Origin of the sequence: Bacillus cereus group sp. BfR-BA-01316, assembly GCF_022664195.1 — a bacterium.
Classification (GTDB): domain Bacteria; phylum Bacillota; class Bacilli; order Bacillales; family Bacillaceae_G; genus Bacillus_A.
Map to the genome: position 1 here is coordinate 39,459 of NZ_JAKUGX010000010.1, position 16,844 is coordinate 56,302.

Consider the following 16,844-nt stretch of genomic DNA (forward strand, 5'->3'; position numbering starts at 1 on the left):
TACAGAAAATTCATTTTATAATAAAGGTAGTAAAGTGAATCGATGGATTTGAAGTAGGGAGTGGCTAGGATGGTTGCAGAAAAGGAACGAGTGTTGATGGATTTACAAGATGTATTTGAATATGCATTTGACGAAATTTTTGTTACGGATGATAAGGGAATCGTTGTACGTGTAAATAGTATGTGTGAAAGACATTACCAGCTCTCTGCTAAGGAATTAGTAGGAAAGCATGTACAAGAACTACAGAAAGAAGGGATTTTTTATCCATCGGCAACATTAGAAGTGATTGAAAAAAAGAGACCAGTTGAACTTGTTCAAACAACGAAATCAGGAGAGTATTTGCATGTTCGTACAAGGCCTGTTTTTGATGATGAGGGAAATTTAAGAAGAGTGATTAGTTATTCTCGTGATCTTACAGAACTCTATCAATTACGTCAAAAGATAGAGGAAATGGATAATCAGCTAAAGACATATAAGAAAGAATTAAGAGAAACATATGAGCATGAAGGACTTATTTTTAAAAGCATCGCTATGCAAAAAATAATCGAAACAATAAAAAAAGTATCTGTAGTGGATAGTACTGTTCTCGTATTAGGTGAGACTGGAGTGGGGAAAAGCCGATTAGTACGTCATTTACATGAAGTGAGTAACCGGAAGCATGAAAGTTTCTATGAAATTAATTGTGCGGCATTGCCGACGAATTTAATTGAATCTGAGCTTTTTGGATATTCAGGTGGGTCTTTTACAGGTGCAAATCGTGAAGGGAAAAAGGGATTACTAGAATCAGCACATAAAGGGACCCTTTTCTTAGATGAAATTGGTGAAATGCCGCTTGAAATTCAAGCGAAGCTTTTGCAAGTATTGCAAGAAAAAACGTTTCGCCCTATAGGCGGAAGAGAATTAAAAAAGGTGGACGTTAGAATTGTAGCGGCAACAAATAGAGATTTAAGTACGATGGTGAAACAAGGAACATTCCGGAAAGATTTATACTATCGTCTGAATGTCATTCCAATTTCAATTCCGCCACTTCGGGAAAGAACAGAGGACATCTTGCCGATCATCTATCATTATTTACAGCATTTTAATAAAAAGTACGGACGTGATGTGAAGTTAGCACCTAGTACGTTACAAATGTTTGTCGGATATCCATGGGAAGGAAACAATAGGGAAATAGAGAATGTAATTGAAAGAATTGTTATCACTACAGATGATTTTGTAATGGTAGAAGATTTGCCACTATCTATGCAAGAGGCTACAGTTGAACAATCCGGACAAAGTCTTTATAGAATGCTGGAAGAGGTAGAGAGAAATATTATTATTAAAGCGTATAAAACGTATGGATCAAGTTATAAAGTAGCTGAATTTTTGCAAATAAGTCAATCTGCTGCTACTAGAAAAATTAAGAAGTTTATCCCGCATTAACGGGCAGTACGGACCCACTTGAAAATTGATGAAGACAAATGGATAAGAGGGAGAACAACTGCCCGTAAATGCCCGATTGGTTCAACTAATAATCAGTGGGTCCCCCACTGATTAAAGTTTCACTTTATAGAGGAGGAAGAAAACATTGGATAAAAAAGCGATGTTCGTAAACTTAGAGAAAAAGGCGATGTATATAAATGGTGAGTGGATTACACTGCAAGAACAAATCGAAGTAAACAATCCAGCGACAAAGGAAGTATTTGCAACTGTACCAAAGGGCGGGATTACAGAGGCAAAGCAAGCAGTTGATGCTGCACATGAGGCTTTTAAATTATGGTCAAAATTAACGGCGGCGGATCGTGCAGTAAAGTTAAAAAAGTGGTTCACACTCATTGATGAAAATAAAGAAGAAATTGCAGCAATTATGACGAGAGAACAAGGGAAGCCGTTTGCAGAAGCACTTGGTGAAGTGAATTATGCAAATAGTTTTGTTGAATGGTACGCAGAAGAAGGAAAGAGAATATACGGTGAAATGATTCCTGCTTCTCATCCGAATAAGCGCATTTTAGTTATGAAGCAACCAGTTGGGGTTATGGCAGCTATTACACCGTGGAACTTCCCAGCTGCTATGATTACGAGAAAGGTAGCTCCAGCACTTGCAGCAGGCTGTACGGCAGTTGTAAAACCTGCAAGTCAAACACCGTTAACTGCATTGAAATTAGCTGAACTAGCCCATGAAGCAGACATTCCAAAAGGTGTAATAAATATTGTAACAGGTAGCGCAAAAGCAATTGCTGATACGTGGATGGAAGATGAGCGCGTTCGAAAAGTTTCCTTTACAGGATCAACTGAAATTGGGAAAGAATTAATGGCTAGCGCTGCGCAAACGATGAAAAAGGTTTCGCTTGAATTAGGTGGTCACGCTCCATTTATTGTTATGAATGATGCTGATTTAGATAAGGCGGTAGAAGCGGTAATCGGTTCGAAATTCCGTAACGCAGGACAAACGTGTATATGTACAAACCGCGTCTTTGTTCAAGAAGAAGTGTACGAAGAATTTGCAGAGAAGTTCACAAAAGCTGTAGAGCAGCTTAAAGTTGGAGGCGGATTCGGCGAAGGAACAACTGTAGGTCCACTTATTGATGCGAATGCAATTTCGAAAGTGCAAGAACATATTGAAGATGCTATTCAAAAGGGTGGAGAAGTTTTATATGGTGGCCAAAAATTTGCAGAGTTAGATGGATATTTCATTCAGCCAACAGTAATTGGATTGGCAAATGACACGATGCTTTGTATGAATGAAGAAACATTTGGACCAGTTGCACCAGTTGCTAAATTTAAAACAGTTGAAGAAGTAATCGAGCGAGCAAATAATACACCATATGGCTTGGCTGCTTATATTTTCACAAAAGATATTAGCCAAGCATTCCAAATTAGCGAAGCGTTAGAGTACGGAATTATCGGCTTAAACGATGGCCTTCCATCAGTTGCACAAGCACCGTTTGGTGGCTTTAAAGAAAGTGGTATCGGTCGTGAAGGAGGCCATTTCGGTATCGAGGAATATTTAGAAATTAAATATATTTCGTTAGGGCTATAAGTAGTATACTAGAATCTCTATAAGGTAACAGAGAAGGAGATTCTAGTATGGTATATTGGCTATTATTACTCGTAACAATTATTTTTGAAGTAGCTGGAACGATTGCGATGAAGTTATCGAACGGTTTAACAAAGCTTGTTCCAAGTGTCCTTATTTTCGTTTTTTATGGTATTTGTTTCAGTATCTTTGCTATCGTTGTAAAGAAGATTAACTTAAGCATTGCTTATGCGATCTGGTCCGGCCTAGGGACACTACTTATTACAATTATTAGTGTGTACTTCTTTAAAGAGCATATTAACTTATTCCAAGCGTGTTGTATTCTCTTTATTGTTCTAGGAGTAATTGGACTTAAAGTATCATCGGCATCATGAAAGCTATCTTTTGTATAAGATAGCTTTTTTCTATTTGTGCAGTTAGCAATTAATACGACAAAATATGACAAGAAAACGTAAAGAGCTTTGCTATGATAAATATAAAAATCTTGTCTCATAAGGAGGGAAGAGTATGTTAAAAAAAGTGAGTCGAATTGTGTTGATTTGTGGAATGGCTTTTAGTTTAAGTGCTTGTATGGAATCTAAAAATAGCGATGAAAGTAAACAAGAGGACGTTCAAGATAAAGTTTATAAAATAGGAGAGACAGTGGACGTGGATGGTTTGCAAGTAACTCTCGATTCAGTTCAATTAGGGTATCCAGATTACACCACAGATAAAAAGAAAGATGATATTTTAGGGATTGTTTTCACGGTGAAAAATAATAGTAAAAAAGAAATACCTTTTGCATTTTACGAATTTGAGATTACGGATAAGAAAGGTACAAAATTTAAAGAATATAAATATGATAGCTTCATTAGTAAAAAGTTAGCACCAGATGAAAAAATCCAAGACGTCATGCTATTTGATGTAACAAAAGAAAATACATATATCGCCACATATAGGCCTGAGTTTACACATGAGAATAGAACGATAAAATTTGAATTGAAGCCTAACAAATAAAAACACATTGGGTAATCCAATGTGTTTTTATATTAATGAATTTAAAACGCCCAGTTACCTTTACGGAAGATAGGCTCATGTCTGCCATCAGCTGTAATACCGTCAATATCAAGCTCAGCTGATCCAATCATGAAATCTTCGTGTGTAATACTAGCGTTCGCACCATTTTCAGCAAGTTCTTCTTTCGTCATTGTTTTTCCGCCATCTAAGTTAAATGCATAAGCATTTCCGATTGCAAGGTGGCAAGATGCATTTTCGTCAAATAGCGTATTGTAGAATAAAATATTTGTATTTGAAATTGGTGAGTCATGAGGTACTAAAGCTACTTCTCCTAAGAAGTGAGAACCTTCATCTGTTTCTACTAAATGTTTTAAAGCTTCCCCACCAGCTTCAGCTTTATAGTCCACGATACGTCCATTTTCAAATGTTAACGTAAAGTTATCGATGATGTTACCTGCAAATGCTAACGGTTTTGTACTAGACACTTGTCCGTTTACACCTGTTTTAAGTGGCATTGTAAATACTTCTTCTGTTGGAATGTTAGCCATAAATGGTACGTTCTTTTCATTTAAGCTACCAGCACCAGCCCATACATGCTTTTCTGGAAGTTCGATCGTTAAGTCTGTTCCAGGGCCTGTATAGTGAAGAGCTTTATAATGTTTTTCATTTAAGTAATCAACTTTTTTATGTAGCGTTTCATCATGTTCTTTCCATGCTTCCACAGGATTTTCTAAATCAGCACGAGTAGCTTTGAAGATAGCGTCCCATAGCGTTGCTTCTTGTTCCGCTGGTGCTACGTCAGGGAATACTTTTGCAGCCCACTCTTTTGTAGGAACAGAAATTACACACCAGCTAACTTTATCAGCTTGTACATAATCACGGTATACTTTCATCGCTTCTCCAGCTACTTTATGAGCAGTTGCGATACGTGTTGGTTCTACACCTTTTAATAAATCAGGGTTTTCTGCATAAATAGACATAAATGCAGCGCCTTCTTTTGCTAATTCTTCACGAGCATGTGCTTTCCAAGATGGAAACTCAGCGAATGCTTCCTCAGGAGCTAGATCGAACTTTAAGCGTGTTAATGTCTCATCATTCCAATCCACATATACGTGTTTTGCACCAGATTTATATGCTTTTTCTGTAACGAGGCGTACAAATTGTACAGCTTCAAGAGGTGCACTAATTGATAAAGTTTGTCCGGGTTGAATATTAACACCAACATTGACTGCAAGGGCAGCATATTTCTCTAACGTTTGTTCAAATGACATATGTATAATCTCCTTTAGTTTGAAAGATTTCTTACTATATATAATACAAGAAAATTCAAAAAATATATATAAATATAACGTAAAAAGAGAGCTCAAAATATATTGAGCCCTCACATTTACTTAATTGAAGAGGCAAACTGTTCTATTGTAGTTGTATGATGTATACGAACACGCTTCATCTTTAACAACTCATCTGGTTCACCTTTCGTAATGAACTGCCCAGGTTTCGTTGTCGTTGCAAATTGATAATATTTCTTTGTCTCTGCGACAACTTTATCATCTACATGACCGAATGGATAAGCAATTGCGATAACAGGCTTACCTGTTATTTTTTCTAGCTTTTCCTTCGATCCTTTTAGTTCTTCTTCATAGTTTGTAATCTTTGGTAAGTCTGCATGCGTTGCTGTATGAGATTGTACAGAGAAAATACCGGAATCAATCATTTCTTTTATTTCAGATGTAGAAAGAGCTCCTTCTACAGCAACATTATCAACAATCATATATTCTGTTGCTGTTGGTTTGAAAGTATCGTCTTTTAGCTTTTGTAAAACACGAAATGCATTCATATTATTTTTCATACCGTCATCGAATGTAACGAAAATCGGCTTATTCACTTTATTTATATCGCCCCAGCGTTCAAACGTTAACAATGTATAACCGTTTTCTTTTAAATATTTCATTTGTGCTTCAAAGTTAGCAGGTGATACGAATAAGTCTTTAATGCCTTGCCCGTGATAATCATCAATTGCATGATACATAAGAACAGGAATTTTTTGCTCGAAAGTAATAGTAGACTTCGTAAGTGGAATAGCTTGTCCGCCCTCTGTTGTTCCTGTTGCTTCAATTTGATATTCACCGCGTTTTCCTTCAAATTCTTTTATATCAAAAGAAATTGTGAATTGTTTTTCCTTTTCTTTAGAAGAAAAAGATTTAGTAGTTTCTTTTCCATCAGCAGTACGCCAAATTTTATACTGCACTTCGGTTAAAGAATCTTTTATGTCTGTAATTTGAATACTTGTGTTTGTAGATTCGTGTGTAATCGGATTATAAGAAATTTTACCTTGTTCTTGCACAGTCTCTTCTTGTTTCTTAACTTCTTGAACCTTTTTCTCTTTTTTAGGTTCTTGACTTACATTGCTAGTATTACAACCTGCTAGAATGGCAGACGTACATAAAGCAATCGCTGCGTATTTTCTCATGAAATCACCTTCTATTGTGTATTATGTTGCATACTTACATTAAAATCCCCACCGCTATAAGAGTGGTGGGGATATACCCTTGTTCATCATATCATTTGAAGAAAATGAGGGGAATATGATTTTTAGGAGGAGCTATTAGAGCGATAGATTAGTGACTTTGAATAGATGTAGTCTTTCGTTTTTTATTAGAGCTGATAATGATATAACCTACTACAAAAATAAGAGGAATAATGAAGACATAGATTGGCATTCCCCATACATAATAGCTTTTCATGGTCAAGACTAGTAAATGTAAGAAATCGATAAGGGCGTGAATTTTCATAAAGTCCTCCAATGTGTTTTTCCAAATTATAACATTATGTGCTTGTTATTTGTATAATTTGGAAAGTGTTTTAAGCTAATTTTAAAGTAAGAGGAAAGCTTGTTAATATGCAATTTTGCATATAAATAGTGGTTCTTATTAAAATATAAGGATTTTGGACTATAATAAGAATCGCTATAAATTTAAGTAAGAATGATGTACGGAGTGGAGAACAGAAATGAAATATAAAAAAATAGTATATATCCTTCTCATATCGCTATTTATAGTCGGTTGTCAAAGCGAAGTGAGTAAGGCGAATAGTGTGGAAGAGTATATTCCGCCGCATCTTATGAACGCGGAAGTGACGGCGGATATTATGACGATTGAGATGGATCGTGATACCCGTAAAAAAGTAGAGGCTATTACTAAAAAAATGAGAGAGCATGTGGAAAATGATAGAGAATGGTATGTAAAATATATATCGGGGCATATAGATAAGCAGGTGAAGCCTTATCATCCGAATTTTGGTGTTACGGAAGAAGAATATAACTTTTTTAGGAACGCCGTTGAGAATAGTAGTTTATCTAATACAAGTGACGGAAAACTTCAATTTAAGCAAAAAAGTAACCATGAGATAGAAATTGTTTCAAGTAAAAACTTAGAGCTATTTCGAAATATAGTAATTGATACTGAGAAAAATATAGTAAAAACTTCGTTTGGAGAATGTCAGTATGTTGGAGAAGAAAAAACATCTTTGGAACAAAAGATAACGGGGCCCTGGCATGGCAAGCAATGGATGCTAAAAGAACAAAATTTAATTTATATATTTTCTTTGGGTAAGCTTGAAGGAGAGGATAAATCCATTATTGATATTTCAGTAAAAGGTATACACGAAGGAAAGCTTATTAGTAAAGAAGAAGTGATTGAATTCCGTTCGATTTCATAAAGAATCAAAAAAATCACCTTACTTAAAAGAGTAAGGTGATTTTTTATTAAATAAACAATCCAGCGATTGTTGCAGATAAAATAGAAGCAAGTGTTGATGCAAATAGCATTTTCCAGCCGAATTTAGATACGACGCTTCCTTGTTTTTCAGAAAGGGCACGGATTGTACCAACAATCGCACCAATTTGGCTAATACTTGCGAAGCTAATTAAGAATACTGTAACGATTCCAACTGTACGTGGAGATAATGTTGCAGCAGTGCCTTTTAAATCAAGGATTGCTACGAATTCATTTAAGACAATCTTCGTACCCATAATACCACCAGCTGGGATAATATCTTGAGTTGGAATACCCATTAAGAATGCGAATGGAGCAAGTATATAACCGAAGATTTGTTGTAAAGTAACAGCGTATCCCATTGCACCAGAAGCAGCACTAATTACGTAGTTTACAACTTCCATAACGCCGATGAAGGCGATCATTAATGCAGCAACGATACCAGCTACTTTTAAACCATCAAGCGCACCGTTAATCATTGCACCGATAAGGCTATCACCAAATAGGTTTCTATCAAATTTTTGTACCGTTTCTTCTTCTTTTTGCGTATCAACAGGCGTTAATAATGAACAAACGATTAAGCTTGAGAATAAGTTTAGCGGAAGAGCTGCTAGTACATATTTTGCATCTAACATCATTACGTATGATGCTGTTACAGAAGCAGAAACTGAGCTCATTGCTGAGCAACAGATGATAAACATACGGTTTTTATTAAAATGCTGTAAATCGTTTTTAATAACGATTAATGCTTCACTTGAACCGAAGAATACAGAGTTCACTGCGTGGAATGATTCAACACGTGGTAAACCAGTAATTTTTGAAATTACACCGCCGACAATACGAACGATGAATGGTAAAACACCTAAATAACTAAAGATAGAAAGTAGTGCTGAGAAAAATACGATAATTAATAATACGTTTAAGAAAAAGACAAAATCTCTTTGGATTCCATTGAAGAGAAAATCGACACCTGTCGTACCAAGTTTAATTAGTTTGTTGAAAACTTTACTAATTAAAATGATGATTTGCTGACCGATTTTTGTGCCAAACATAAACCAACCGATTAAAATTTGGAAACCAATCATAATAGCAATTGCACGGAAGTTGATTTTACTTTTGTTGTTTGAGAAAGCAAAACATAAACCTAACACGGCAAGGATACCGATAACGCTCATTACATATTGCATGTAGTTGCCCCTTTCAGAAGTTCGTATAAAGTTTTTACATAAAACACTCGTTATATGACTAATAAATAAAGTAGTAAAGGTTTTATGTCATACGTAAGATGTCTGACCTTTTGGAAAAGTAAAAATAAAAAAAGACCCATATGGATTCACTTTCATCTATGAGAGAAAGCTAATCAATATGAGTCTTTTTATACAAAAAACAAGCTAATATTCATTAGTTTTCCCCATAGTCCAGCAATTTAAGGTTGCCGGGTAGAAACTCTCGATCCATATTATCGACTATATATGAGGTAACATCGTCCGTATTAAATTAGTAGTAGCGTAACATTACTAGAGAACTATCGTCAATAGCTTTTTTTCTTCCGATAGAAATAGACCATATAAGTATGATAAAATGTAACGCAGTGTTATGAAAAAGAGAGGTCGGAAAATGAGTACAAAAATGACGCCACCAGTTGAAAAAAACGAGTTTATAGATGTAGTGTTTGAAGATTTAACACATGATGGTGCCGGTGTTGCGAAAGTGAAAGGATATCCTATTTTCGTAAAAAACGGATTACCAGGTGAGGAAGCGCAAATTAAAATTATTAAAGTGAAGAAAAACTTCGCGTTTGGTCGTTTAATGAAGCTTCATCAAGAAAGTCCATATCGTAAAGATGCAGAATGCCCCGTATACAACGAGTGCGGCGGTTGTCAACTTCAGCACTTAACATATGAAGGACAATTAAAAGCGAAAGAAAAACAAGTACGTGACGTTATGCAGCGCATCGGTGGATTAAGTGAAGTTCCTGTTCATCCTGTACTTGGCATGAAGAACCCATGGGTATACCGTAATAAAGCACAAGTGCCAATTGGAGAACGTGAAGGTGGACTTGTAGCTGGTTTCTATCGTCAAGGAACGCATGACATCATTAATATGGAATCATGCTTAATTCAAGCAGAAGAAAACGATACATTAATTCAAGAAGTAAAACGTATTTGTGAAAAGTACGGTATTTCGGCTTACAATGAAGAGCGTAACAAAGGAACACTTCGCCACGTAATGGCTCGCTACGGACAAGTAACAGGGGAAATTATGCTTGTCTTTATTACACGTACGGCTGAACTGCCAAATAAAGAAGCAATCATTGAAGAAATCGCAGCGAAATTCCCAGAAGTAAAATCAATCGTTCAAAACGTAAATACGAAACGTACAAACGTTATTTTCGGAGATAAGACGACAGTACTGTGCGGATCAGAATATATTTATGACTTTATCGGTGACATTAAATTTGCGATTTCAGCACGTTCATTCTATCAAGTAAACCCAGAACAAACGAAAGTGCTATACGATAAAACGTTAGAATATGCAAAATTAAATGGTAACGAAACAGTAATCGATGCATATTGCGGAATCGGATCAATTTCCTTATTCTTAGCGCAAAAAGCGAAAAAAGTGTACGGTGTTGAAATTGTTCCAGAAGCAATCGAGGACGCAAACCGAAACGCAGCACTAAACAACATGACAAACGCTGAATTTGGCGTAGGAGAAGCAGAAGTAGTTATTCCAAAATGGTACAAAGAAGGCGTAATCGCCGACACAATGGTCGTAGACCCACCGCGTAAAGGTTGTGATGAAGCACTACTAAACACAATCATCGACATGAAGCCAAAGCGCGTCGTATACGTATCATGTAATCCAGCAACATTAGCACGCGACTTAAAAGTACTAGAAGAAGGCGGATATAAAACACAGGAAGTACAACCTGTTGATATGTTCCCGCATACTACGCATGTAGAGTGTGTAGCTTGGCTTAAGTTGGTATAATAGAAAAGCAGTTGATATAGAAAAAATCTATACCATCTGCTTTTTGGTTTATAAAAATACCATTCAGCAACGATTTTAGTTAAAATAAATATTGCTGATTTTCACAAATTATAAATGTCCAAATGTACTGGCGTTTGATAATAAATAATTGTAACATTTGGCTTTATATTTTTTAATTGAGAGTTTGAAATTGTATTCATAGTGAGAGGATTTGAATTTGAAATGATAGATAATTTTTGGCGTGATTTACCACGACCATTTTTTGTACTTGCACCAATGGAAGATGTGACAGATGTTGTTTTTCGTCACGTAGTAAGTGAGGCCGGTCGACCGGATGTATTTTTCACAGAGTTTACAAACTCGGATAGCTACTGTCATCCAGAGGGTATGAAAAGTGTACGTGGCCGTTTAATTTTTACAGAAGATGAACAGCCGGTGGTGGCACATATTTGGGGGGATAATCCTGAATATTTCCGTCAAATGAGTATTGGCATGGCGGAACTAGGATTTAAAGGCATCGATATTAATATGGGCTGCCCAGTACCGAATGTAGCATCAAGAGGAAAAGGTAGTGGTCTTATTCTACGTCCAGACGTTGCGGCAGAACTTATTCAAGCCGCAAAAGCTGGCGGACTACCTGTCAGCGTGAAAACACGACTTGGCTTTAAAGAGTTAAATGAGTGGGAAGAGTGGTTAACGCATATTTTCAAACAAGATATTGCGAACCTTTCTATTCATTTACGTACAAGAGAAGAAATGAGCCAAGTAGATGCGCATTGGGAGCTAATTCCGGAAATTAAAAAATTACGTGACCGCATTGCACCAAATACGCTAATAACAATCAATGGAGACATTCCTGACCGTCAAACTGGAATGGAACTTGCTGAAAAATACGGTATTGATGGCGTTATGATCGGGCGAGGTATCTTTAAAAATCCGTTTGCTTTTGAAAAAGAGCCGAGAGAGCATAGCAGTAAAGAACATCTTGATCTTCTAAGACTACAACTTGATCTTCAAGATCAATATGCAGAAGTACTACCACGTTCAATCACAGGGCTTCATCGCTTTTTCAAAATTTATGTAAAAGGATTCCCTGGAGCTGCTGAATTAAGAAATCAATTGATGAACACGAAATCAACTGATGAAGTGCGTGCATTGCTTGATAAGTTTGAGGCTAGTGTTGATAAGGATGGAGATAGTGAAACAGTGTAACTTTTGAAAGTTAGAGGGGATGGGGTGTAGCGATTTTATGAGTGTTTGTTTCATTTTAATTAAGGTGAACCGTATCATAAGTAAGTGAGGTATTCTATGTAAAACAAGGGTAAGAAAAGAATACAGGAGAAAATTGAAAATGGCAGGTTGGTCTTGATTTTCACTGATATTATCATGTTTATTTTATTATGCCTATAATTGGAGGCTATGTGAATGTTAAGTGATCAGGCGAGATATTCTAGGCTCGCGGATATAACAAAAATAATAAATACAAAATTAGAACTACGTGAAGTATTGCAGCGTGTAACAATGGCGATATCAGAGGAGATTGTTCAATGCAACGCTGTTGGAATTTATTTACCCCAGGAAGATGGAACATTTAGAGGGTTTGCAGGAAAACCAGAGACCATAAATGGCGTAACGCTCGATACTCAGGTAATTGATCCTGAAATAGACTTACTGGCAAAAGAAGTTATTGAAACCCAAAAAACCATCTATATCCCTGATACCTCAAAGGATCATCGGCCGGATCCGAGACCAGTTGATGCGTTCAAAATTAAGTCCTTATTAGCCCTGCCTATCTCATTTGGGCAAGAGTTATTTGGTCTGGTTTTTTTATTTGATTATGGAACTCCAATGAACTTAACAGATTCAGAAATTCAAAGTGTTGAAGCTTATGTAAATATGGCTGCGGTCGCAATTCAAAACGCAAATAATTTAACACAAAAGGAAAACCTTATTGCCGAGAAGCAGCTGTTACTAAATGTTACCCGTGATTTATCAATGTGTTCCTCGATACAGGAGAGTTTTGATAAATGTTTTTTTTACTTAGGACAGATTTTAGAGAGTAAAAACGTGGCTGCCCACCTTTTAGACCCGCTAGACAAAACAACGATTAAAACAACGAAGTTAAGCAAGGACTGTGATCGGACAGAAGCGGATTGGATGGAGAAAAGCTATGAAGCCAAGATCCAAGAGGTTATTCAAACAAAAAATATAGATAGTAAGGGTCTACTGATGATTCCATTGGTTTCAATGGGAGAAGTATTAGGGTTAATCGTCGTTGGCAAAGAGGGAAAAGCTCACAATTACGATAATTCCCAAATTCAACTGGCAAAATCTATCGTTGATGCCACAGCTCCTACGTTTTCAAACTTGTTATATATGGATCAACTTGAAAGCATGGTGGAAGAGCGAACGAGAGAACTAGCTGCTGCTAATGAAAAAGTTACAAGTGTGATTGAAAGTATTACGGATGGATTCTTTACTTTGAATAATAAATGGGAATTTACGTACGTAAATAAGCATCAATATTTTCCACAAAGAAAAACAGCAAAAGATGTATTAGGCAAGAATATACGGGAGGTTTTCCCGAGGAGCGTCGACACAGTTATGTATAAGGAATTTCATCGTGCAATGTCAGAGCGAACTACAGTTCATTTCGAATTTCTTTCTACCTCTGATGAATATTGGCACGAAGTTATTGCATACCCGTATGATGATGGTATTTGTTGTATTTTTAAAAACATAACGGAAAAAAAGCAATATGAGCAGGAATTGAAAAGGTTATCCAACATAGATTTAATAGGGCAAATGGCAGCAGGTATCAGCCATGAGATTAGAAATCCAATGACAACAGTACGAGGATTTTTGCAGTTATTAAAAGAAGAGAACATCTATGAGAAACATAATAAGTACTTTAATTTAATGATTGAAGAACTTGACCGTTCCAATTCTATTATTACTGAATTTCTCTCAATGGGTAATACAAGGAAATCGGATTTGCAGATGTTAGATTTAAATTCAATTATCCACGATATTATTCCTTTAATAAAGATTGATACGTATAATCAAAATAAATATATTCAAGTCGATACAAATGACATTCCGGAATTACTTTTAAATCGTAATGAGATACGGCAATTATTAATAAACCTATACCGTAATGGCTTAGAAGCGATGGGCACAGGGAAAGTTCTAACCATTAGCACCTACAAGGAAGGTCAAAATTGTGTGGTGCTTGCAGTGCGTGATCAAGGAAAAGGTATCAGGCCTGAAGTATTAGAGAAACTGGGTACTCCATTTTACACGACCAAAGATAATGGAACTGGATTGGGGTTAGGCATATGTTATGCCATTGCTGCCCGTCATAATGCAAAAATAGAAATTCAAACAGGATCGGAAGGCACTACCTTTTTTGTTAAATTTAATTATGAAAATAATGAACAATAACCTCATTTAGATTAGTTACGGTGAACCGTGCCACAAATAAAAAGTAAAACCTAAGTAAACATAATCAATATAGTTCATCTGAATTTTGCGTAACATTCATGTTTGAGTTGCCCACTAAATTAGAGTTGCATAAAAAGAAATGGACTAACCTATATCAGGTTAGTCCATTTTCAAGTGTGTTAATTAATAGTAAATCCCCATCCGTAATTTCGCACGATTATCCCATCCTTTTTTGCTTTATTAATATCATCGTCAAAGGAAGGAGCTATCCCATTACCAACTAAAATACCTTTTACAGTATTTAATTTTAATTCTTCTTTACATAGTTTGATATAATGTTTAATTTGATTTAAAGCATTTCGATCACATAATATGCGGTTATATAGCGCTTGTTATGTATTGTTTTATGAAAGAATAGAAAATCTCCCTTTTGTACTTTTAGGAGCTTTTCGGTATTAGATTCTGACTCTCCATATGTATATTCTGTTAGCATTGGGTCCTCATGTCCGAAGTTTCGTTCAGCATCTTTATAACCAATTAGATAATTCAATATTGATTCCCTCCCATAGTAACTCTAGTATCATTATAATTTAATTGGGTTAAAATGGATAATTTAAAGTACCTAAACAACATATGTTGCTGTTTTAAAATCATCCCCAAAAGCATTAATCCACCTAAGACTACAAAACCAACCTCTAAAATGTTAAAGTAGTAACTTAACGACATTAATTTACACATGCTAAAAGCATTACTATAATCAACATTTCAGGAGGAAAACCAATGGCAATGAGCAACAATGATATATTAAAAAGAGTAAGATATGCTATGGATATAAAAGATATAGATATGGTTGAAATATTTAATCTTGGTGGCATTGAAGTAACGAAAGAGGACGTACTTGATATGCTTACAAAAGTAAAGAGAAGTCCACAACATGAAGCGGAAGATGCTGATGTAGTCGAAGATGAGTACGTACTAACATGCGATATGATGATGTTAGAGTCATTTTTAAATGGATTTATTACTTTAAAAAGAGGAAAGCAAGACCCGAAACCAGGGCAACCTGCGGGACAAGCAGCACCTTTACGCAGCAATGAAAGTGCCAATAACCTTCTTTTAAAGAAAATGAAAATCGCACTATCTTTAACGAGTGAGGATGTGCTTGATATATTAGACAGCGTAGGAGTCATCGTAACAAAAGGAGAATTAGGCGCTTTATTAAGAAAGAAAGGCCATAAGCATTACAAAGAGTGCGGCGATAGATACGCAAGGAATTTCATTAAGGGATTGGCTGTAAAGTATAGAGGATAATAAGTTTGTTAAAGCAGTAAATGATATAATAGGTAGAGTAGGACGTTAGTAGCCTGCTCTTTTTTATTTGTAAAAATAATTATGAACGAATACGTTAGGTGATGAAATGGTACATACATATTTAGGTGAGACAATTAATTTTCATATAACTTATAAGAAGAAAAAGTCCGTGCGTCTTTATGTAGATTCTTACGGTAATGTTGAAGTGCAAGCTCCGAAAGGGACACCTGTTGAATACTTAGTCCAGTTGCTAGAGGAGAAATGGGATTGGATTCAGAAAACCCGTAAGGAAATGCAGGATCGAGCGCTTGGTCCACAGGAAAAGGATTATGATCAAGGAGAGGGCTTTCTGTATTTAGGGAATACGTATCCGATACAGATTTCTCAAGATGCAAGTATTACGCAAGACAATGCAGTTTTTGAAGGGGATAAGCTACACATTTATGTGAATGAGCTTAAGGATGAGAAAATACAACAAGCTTTAAAACGATTTTACTATAAGCAGTGCAAGGCATTAGTAGAGAAAAGTATTAAAGCGCATCAAAGTAACTTTAAAACAAAACCGCGTTCTATTCGTATTACAGATAGTAGTCGTACGTGGGGAACTTGTGATTCAAATCTACAGTTAACGTTTAATTGGAAGCTAGCAATGGCACCTCAGAGGGTAATTGATTATGTAGTTGTTCATGAAATGTGCCATATGGTTCATTTAAATCATGATCGATCTTTTTGGCGTCTTGTCGGGAAGATAATGCCTGACTATAAGGAAATGGAAAACTGGTTAGCGTTATCGAGTTGGAAGATGACGGTTTAGGGGTGATTATTATTTTAAAGATGGGACAGAGAAATGCTAGACAGATACTTCTGTTTATATCACAATAATAGTATATGACATGGAGTAGGGGAGAGTATGAAATGAAGGGGTTAAATGCAGCTTTTGTTGAAAATAATTATACGTTCATAAGAGAAACTAGCAAGGCTATAGAATTTGAGAATAGCCAAAGTAAAGAAGTAGTATATTTGTTACATAATGTCGAAATTAGCATTGTGTTAAATCCTAAAACTGTAGAAAATAATGATAGTTTAATGAATAGAAGTAGTGGTAAATACCATAATACAGCGTTAAGACAATTCCCTAAGAGAAAGAGCAAAGGGAAAAGCCTTATACATTATGGATATATGTTTAAATTTCAACCAGGAAATGAATTAAGTACTTTTTTAACTGATTTAAATGGACGTTAAAATGTGTTTTTTAAGAGAGATGAAACCTGATTATTGTTAAGGTTTCATCTCTCTTGGTTTCTAAAAAA

At 35.8% G+C, this 16,844-nt stretch carries 15 protein-coding genes and 1 riboswitch; of the genes, 11 read left to right on the top strand and 4 right to left on the bottom strand.

What is annotated here, in order from left to right; genetic code table 11:
• Positions 1 to 69: 69 nt before the first annotated feature.
• From MR071_RS10525 to MR071_RS10540, 4 genes are all read left to right on the top strand, one after another.
• Positions 70 to 1,422, top strand: coding sequence for a sigma-54 interaction domain-containing protein (locus MR071_RS10525; RefSeq protein WP_242235911.1), 1,353 nt, complete (start codon positions 70 to 72; stop codon positions 1,420 to 1,422).
• 145 nt (positions 1,423 to 1,567) lie between these two features.
• Positions 1,568 to 3,019 carry an NADP-dependent succinate-semialdehyde dehydrogenase gene (gene gabD / locus MR071_RS10530; protein ID WP_105586226.1) on the top strand — a complete coding sequence of 484 codons (1,452 nt, stop codon included), beginning with the start codon at positions 1,568 to 1,570 and terminating at the stop codon, positions 3,017 to 3,019.
• Positions 3,020 to 3,066: 47 nt separating this feature from the next.
• Positions 3,067 to 3,390, top strand: coding sequence for a DMT family transporter (locus tag MR071_RS10535; RefSeq protein ID WP_071772037.1), 324 nt, complete (start codon positions 3,067 to 3,069; stop codon positions 3,388 to 3,390).
• A 133-nt stretch (positions 3,391 to 3,523) separates the two neighbouring features.
• Complete coding sequence (locus tag MR071_RS10540) at positions 3,524 to 4,012, top strand: DUF4352 domain-containing protein (protein ID WP_105586227.1); 489 nt, start codon at positions 3,524 to 3,526, stop codon at positions 4,010 to 4,012.
• 41 nt (positions 4,013 to 4,053) lie between these two features.
• Here MR071_RS10540 and MR071_RS10545 read toward each other — a convergent pair whose 3' ends face one another.
• Together MR071_RS10545 and MR071_RS10550 are read right to left on the bottom strand one after the other, a co-directional pair.
• Positions 4,054 to 5,283 carry an aminopeptidase gene (locus MR071_RS10545; RefSeq protein ID WP_242235913.1) on the bottom strand — a complete coding sequence of 410 codons (1,230 nt, stop codon included), beginning with the start codon at positions 5,281 to 5,283 and terminating at the stop codon, positions 4,054 to 4,056.
• Positions 5,284 to 5,399: 116 nt separating this feature from the next.
• A complete protein-coding gene (locus MR071_RS10550) occupies positions 5,400 to 6,482 on the bottom strand; it encodes a polysaccharide deacetylase family protein (protein ID WP_242235915.1) in 1,083 nt (360 codons plus the stop codon).
• A gap of 539 nt (positions 6,483 to 7,021) precedes the next feature.
• On the opposite strand from MR071_RS10550, the gene MR071_RS10555 reads away from it, so the two are divergent.
• Positions 7,022 to 7,729, top strand: a complete 708-nt coding sequence (locus MR071_RS10555; protein WP_242235917.1) for a hypothetical protein — start codon at positions 7,022 to 7,024, stop codon at positions 7,727 to 7,729.
• Positions 7,730 to 7,775: 46 nt separating this feature from the next.
• On the opposite strand, the gene MR071_RS10560 is transcribed toward MR071_RS10555, so the two are convergent.
• Positions 7,776 to 8,972 (bottom strand): NupC/NupG family nucleoside CNT transporter, encoded by a 1,197-nt coding sequence (locus tag MR071_RS10560; protein WP_105586231.1) that lies wholly within the window; start codon positions 8,970 to 8,972, stop codon positions 7,776 to 7,778.
• Positions 8,973 to 9,179: 207 nt separating this feature from the next.
• A riboswitch (purine riboswitch) is annotated at positions 9,180 to 9,281 on the bottom strand.
• A 121-nt stretch (positions 9,282 to 9,402) separates the two neighbouring features.
• Here MR071_RS10560 and rlmD point away from each other — a divergent pair.
• The 3 genes from rlmD (at position 9,403) to MR071_RS10575 (ending at position 14,223) form a co-directional block, all read left to right on the top strand.
• Entirely contained in the window at positions 9,403 to 10,779 is a 1,377-nt protein-coding gene (rlmD, locus tag MR071_RS10565) for a 23S rRNA (uracil(1939)-C(5))-methyltransferase RlmD (RefSeq protein WP_105586232.1), read from the top strand.
• A 222-nt stretch (positions 10,780 to 11,001) separates the two neighbouring features.
• Complete coding sequence (locus tag MR071_RS10570) at positions 11,002 to 11,991, top strand: tRNA dihydrouridine synthase (protein ID WP_242235919.1); 990 nt, start codon at positions 11,002 to 11,004, stop codon at positions 11,989 to 11,991.
• A gap of 213 nt (positions 11,992 to 12,204) precedes the next feature.
• Complete coding sequence (locus MR071_RS10575; protein ID WP_242235921.1) at positions 12,205 to 14,223, top strand: GAF domain-containing sensor histidine kinase; 2,019 nt, start codon at positions 12,205 to 12,207, stop codon at positions 14,221 to 14,223.
• Between the two features lie 349 nt (positions 14,224 to 14,572).
• On the opposite strand, the gene MR071_RS10580 is transcribed toward MR071_RS10575, so the two are convergent.
• Positions 14,573 to 14,773: a hypothetical protein gene (locus MR071_RS10580; protein ID WP_105586235.1), complete on the bottom strand. Its 201-nt coding sequence runs from the start codon at positions 14,771 to 14,773 to the stop codon at positions 14,573 to 14,575.
• A gap of 230 nt (positions 14,774 to 15,003) precedes the next feature.
• Between MR071_RS10580 and MR071_RS10585 the strand changes: the two genes are divergently transcribed.
• The 3 genes from MR071_RS10585 (at position 15,004) to MR071_RS10595 (ending at position 16,776) form a co-directional block, all read left to right on the top strand.
• Positions 15,004 to 15,534, top strand: coding sequence for a YehS family protein (locus tag MR071_RS10585; protein ID WP_242235923.1), 531 nt, complete (start codon positions 15,004 to 15,006; stop codon positions 15,532 to 15,534).
• 106 nt (positions 15,535 to 15,640) lie between these two features.
• Positions 15,641 to 16,348, top strand: coding sequence for a M48 family metallopeptidase (locus tag MR071_RS10590; RefSeq protein WP_105586238.1), 708 nt, complete (start codon positions 15,641 to 15,643; stop codon positions 16,346 to 16,348).
• A gap of 101 nt (positions 16,349 to 16,449) precedes the next feature.
• Positions 16,450 to 16,776: a hypothetical protein gene (locus MR071_RS10595; protein WP_242235926.1), complete on the top strand. Its 327-nt coding sequence runs from the start codon at positions 16,450 to 16,452 to the stop codon at positions 16,774 to 16,776.
• Positions 16,777 to 16,844: the final 68 nt, after the last annotated feature.